The sequence below is a fragment of the Azohydromonas sp. genome, assembly GCF_035325925.1.
Taxonomy (GTDB): Bacteria; Pseudomonadota; Gammaproteobacteria; order Burkholderiales; family Burkholderiaceae_C; genus Calidifontimicrobium.
The window spans coordinates 1-4,041 of sequence record NZ_DAOKZA010000104.1; the positions used below are offsets into that span (position 1 = coordinate 1).

General features: G+C 73.9%; 5 protein-coding genes. 2 read left to right on the forward strand and 3 right to left on the reverse strand.

What is annotated here, in order from left to right; all coding sequences use genetic code 11:
• From PKC53_RS18775 to PKC53_RS18785, 3 genes are all read right to left on the reverse strand, one after another.
• On the reverse strand, positions 1–1,067 hold a 1,067-nt coding region (locus tag PKC53_RS18775), incomplete at its 3' end, for an aminotransferase class V-fold PLP-dependent enzyme (protein WP_324431416.1).
• A 39-nt stretch (positions 1,068–1,106) separates the two neighbouring features.
• Positions 1,107–2,528: a heavy metal sensor histidine kinase gene (locus PKC53_RS18780; protein ID WP_324431418.1), complete on the reverse strand. Its 1,422-nt coding sequence runs from the start codon at positions 2,526–2,528 to the stop codon at positions 1,107–1,109.
• Positions 2,525–3,211 (reverse strand): heavy metal response regulator transcription factor, encoded by a 687-nt coding sequence (locus PKC53_RS18785; RefSeq protein ID WP_324431420.1) that lies wholly within the window; start codon positions 3,209–3,211, stop codon positions 2,525–2,527. The genes PKC53_RS18780 and PKC53_RS18785 overlap by 4 nt, the downstream gene beginning before the upstream one ends.
• Before the next feature lie 210 nt (positions 3,212–3,421).
• Between PKC53_RS18785 and PKC53_RS18790 the strand changes: the two genes are divergently transcribed.
• A complete protein-coding gene (locus tag PKC53_RS18790; protein WP_324431422.1) occupies positions 3,422–3,787 on the forward strand; it encodes a hypothetical protein in 366 nt (121 codons plus the stop codon).
• Between the two features lie 138 nt (positions 3,788–3,925).
• On the forward strand, positions 3,926–4,041 hold a 116-nt coding region (locus PKC53_RS18795; protein ID WP_324431424.1), incomplete at its 3' end, for a DUF808 family protein.

The following is a 4,041-nucleotide window of genomic DNA, read 5'->3' on the forward strand; positions in this document are numbered from 1 at the left end:
CGCTCGCCGTGGCGCGTGACCGGCACCTCGATGCGGCCGTCGTCGAACAGCCGCGCGCGCAGCGCCTCGGCGTCGCGGTGCGGCACCGGTACCGCGACCATCTGCACCCAGTCGTCGTCGCGCGCGATCGGCGCCATCGCGAAACGTTCGCCGAGCGCGCGCGCGGCGTCGAGCGCCAGCGCGTGGCAGCGCCGTCGCACCGCGGGCCAGTCGTGGCGCTGCTGGAACGCGATCGCCGCGCTCACCGCGAGGAACGCCGACAGGTCGCGCGTGCCCTGCCACTGCAGCCGGCGCTCGAGCAGGGTGCGCCCGGCGTAGGCGTCGAAGCCGGTGTGGCCGCCGCTGCCGGCGACGTAGCCCCAGCTGATCACCGGCGCGTCGAGCGTCGCGTGGTGTTCGCGCCGCGCGTGCAGGAAGCCGGCACCCTTGGGCGCGCACAGCCACTTGTGCAGGTTGCCGACGTAGAAGTCGGCGCCGATCGCGCCCAGGTCCAGTGCCAGCTGCCCCGGCGCGTGCGCGCCGTCGATCAGCGTCGGCACGCCGCGTGCGCGCGCCGCGGCGCACAGCGCGGCCACCGGGAACACCAGCGCGGTGGTCGACGTGACGTGGCTCGCGAACACCAGCCGCGTGCGCGGGGTCAGCGCGTCGAGCAGGCGTGCAACGAAGCCGTCGCGGTCGAACGGCAGCGGCACTTCGACGCGCCGATACGTGGCGCCGGCGCGGGCGCACACCCACTGCCAGGTGGCGTCGCAGGCACCGTACTCGTGGTCGGTGGCGAGCACCTCGTCGCCGGGGCGCAGGCCGAGCGAGCGCGCGACCACGTTCACCGCGGTCGTCGAGTTGGGCACGAACACCAGGTCGTCGGTGTCGGCGCCGATCGCCGCGCCGAGCCGCTCGCGCGCCTCGCGCAGCAGCGCCGCCGAGCGCCGGCCGAGGAACTCGACCGGGTTGCGTTCCATCTGCAGCTGCCAGCGCTGCTGCGCCTCGATGACCTCGCGCGGGCAGGCGCCGTACGAGCCGTGGTTGAGGAACACCACGTCGGGGTCGAGCAGGAACAGGTCGCGCACGCGGCCAGTGTAGGCGGCGCTGCGGCGCGGGCCCCGCGGTCAGCGCGGTGCGTCGGCCAGCGTGAAGCCCACGCGCGTGACGCCGTCGCGCGACTCGGCCAGCGTCGAGCCGGCGTGCATGCGCGCGATCGCGGCGACGATCGCCAGCCCCAGCCCGTGGTGCGTCTGGCCGTCGTCGCAGCAGCGCGACGCGTCGGCGCGGTAGAACCGGTCGAACAGCCGCGGCAGCGCCGCCGCGTCGATGCCGACGCCGGCGTTGTGCACGACCACCTGCGCGCGTCCATCGGCTTCGGCGGCGATGCGCACGACGATCGTCGAGCCGCGGTCGGCGTAGCGCACCGCGTTGCCGAGCAGGTTCGACAGCGCCCGCTTGACCAGCGGCTCGTCGACCGCCAGCGTCGCGTCGCCGTCGATGCGCAGCGCGACGCCGGCGTCGTCGAGCGACGCTTCGTGGAACTCGCTGACCTGCTGCGCCAGCGCGGCCAGGCTCACCGGCGGGCCGCGGCGCGCGGTGGCGCCGCGGTCGGCCTGCGACAGGAACAGCATGTCGTTGACCAGCGCCGACAGCCGCTGCATCTCCTCGAGGTTGGACTGCAGCGTCTCGCGCAGCGCCTGCGCCGGGCGGTCGCGCGACAGCGCGAGCTCGGTCTCGCCGATCAGGTTGGCCAGCGGCGTGCGCAGTTCGTGCGCGACGTCGGCGTTGAAGCCCTCGAGCTGCGCGTAGGCGCGCTCGAGGCGGTCCATCAGCGCGTTGAACTGCTCGATCCACGGCAGCAGTTCCTCGCCCGGGTCGCGCAGCGACAGCCGCTGGTCGAGCCGCCCCGGCGAGATCGCGCGCGTCTGCGCCGCGAGGTCGTTGAGCGGGCGCAGCTGGCGGCGCACGTGCCAGTAGCCGCCGGCGGCCACCAGCGCCGCGGCGGCCAGCGTCACGCCGACCAGCAGCAGCGCCCAACGCTGGCCCATGCGCGCGTCGCGCGTGTAGTCGGCCGTGATGCGCGCGCGCAGCAGCCCGCCGGGCAGCTCGGGGGTGGCGATCGTGAACTCGCGCGACGCGGTGTGCCGCGACGCGGCGGGCATCGTGCCGGCGGGGTCGGCGTGCAGCAGCGAGCCGTCGGCGCGCCAGACCTCGAGCCGCGAGTCGCCGCGCATCGACGCCTCGCGGTGCAGCTTGTAGAGCACCGCGGCCTCGCCGCCGTCGCGCGCCTCGAGCGCGAGCACGCTGGCGTACAGCTCGCTGCGGCGCGCAAGGTCCTCGGCGTCGCGCTCGACGATCATCATCTTCACCGACATCCACGCCGCCAGCGACACGCCGCCGAGCACCAGCACGACGAGCAGCGCGAGCTTCTTCGACAGCCGCGCGCCGATCGAGTGGGTGCAGATGACCACCGACGGGTCGCACGCGGGCGTGCCGGGTGCCGCGTGCCGCGGCTCGAGCGCCGGCAGGTGGGTCGCGGTGTTCATGCGTCGCGCTCCTCGAGCACGTAGCCCATGCCGCGCACGGTGTGCAGCAGCTTGGTGTCGAACGGGTCGTCGAGCTTGGCGCGCAGACGGCGCACCGCGACCTCGACGACGTTGGTGTCGGAGTCGAAGTTCATGTCCCAGACCTGCTCGGCCAGCGTGGTGCGCGACAGGATCTGCCCGCGCCGGCGCAGCAGCAGCGTGAGCAGCTTGAACTCCTTGGCCGTCAGGTCGAGCCGCTGCCCGTCGCGCTGCGCCTTGCGTGCGACCAGGTCGAGCTCGAGGTCGCCGAGCGCGAGCGTGGTCGTCGGCTGCGCCTGCTGCTGCGCACCGCGGCGCGCCAGCGCGCCGATGCGCGCCAGCAGCTCGGAGAACGCGAACGGTTTGACCAGGTAGTCGTCGGCACCCTGCTCGAGGCCGCGCACGCGGTCCTCGACCTTGTCGCGCGCGGTGAGCATCAGCACCGGCAGGCGGCGATTGCGCTCGCGGATGGCGGCGAGCACGCCGAAGCCGTCGACACCGGGCAGCATCAGGTCGAGCAGCACCAGGTCGTAGTCGCCGTCGATGGCCAGGCGCCGCCCCTCGATGCCGTCGCGTGCGATGTCGACGACATGGCCGTTCTCGCTCAGCCCCTTGTGCAGGTACTGGGCGAGCTTGACTTCATCTTCGACGACGAGCAGGCGCATGGTGGTGGCTGGACACGCTACGGGGCAGGCGTGCGTGCGCCCGAGGTGGCGCCGCACGCCGCAATGGTCGCAGTTTTCGCGGGCTGAGTGGATTACGAATTTGTCATCTGCGCGTCCGGCAGGCGTGGTTTTGACTGCCGAAGATTCAGTCCGTGGCCGCGACGAAGCGGCCCGCCACCGAAACCCCTCTACGTTCCCAAGGAGCCCGTCATGTCCAAGATCACTTCCGTTGCCGCCGCCGTCCTGATCGCCGCCGCCGCCAGCGCGTCGGCCCAGGAAGCCACCTACGAACTGCCGCAGCCCGCGACGAGCGCGACGACCCGCGCCGCGGTGGCCGACGCGCTGCGCGAGGCGCGCGCCCAAGGCACGCTGCAGGCGACCGAGTACGACCGCCATGCCTGGAGCGACGTCGCGTCGACGCGCACCCGCGCCGAAGTGCGCGCCGAGGCGCGCGCGGCCGCCGAGCGCGGTGAACTGCAGGCGCTGATCGCCGAGCCGATGGGCTTCGACGGCCCCGTGATCCGCCACGACGCCCGCGGCGACGCGACGGCGCAACTGGCCACCACCCGCTCGTGACGGCGCGGCGGGCGGGCGACGCCGCGCGCGTCGCCCGTGCCCCGCACCGGGCGGCGTGGCGCCGATCCCCCACGACCCGTCGAGGCGGCGCGGCCCGCCCGGGCTAGCATCGCGGCATCGCCGCAAGCGCAGCGCCCGATGGCCGCCTCCAGCCTGCTCGCCCTCATCGACGACATCGCGTCGCTGCTCGACGACGTGTCGGTGATGACCAAGGTCGCGGCGAAGAAGACCGCCGGCGTGCTCGGCGACGACCT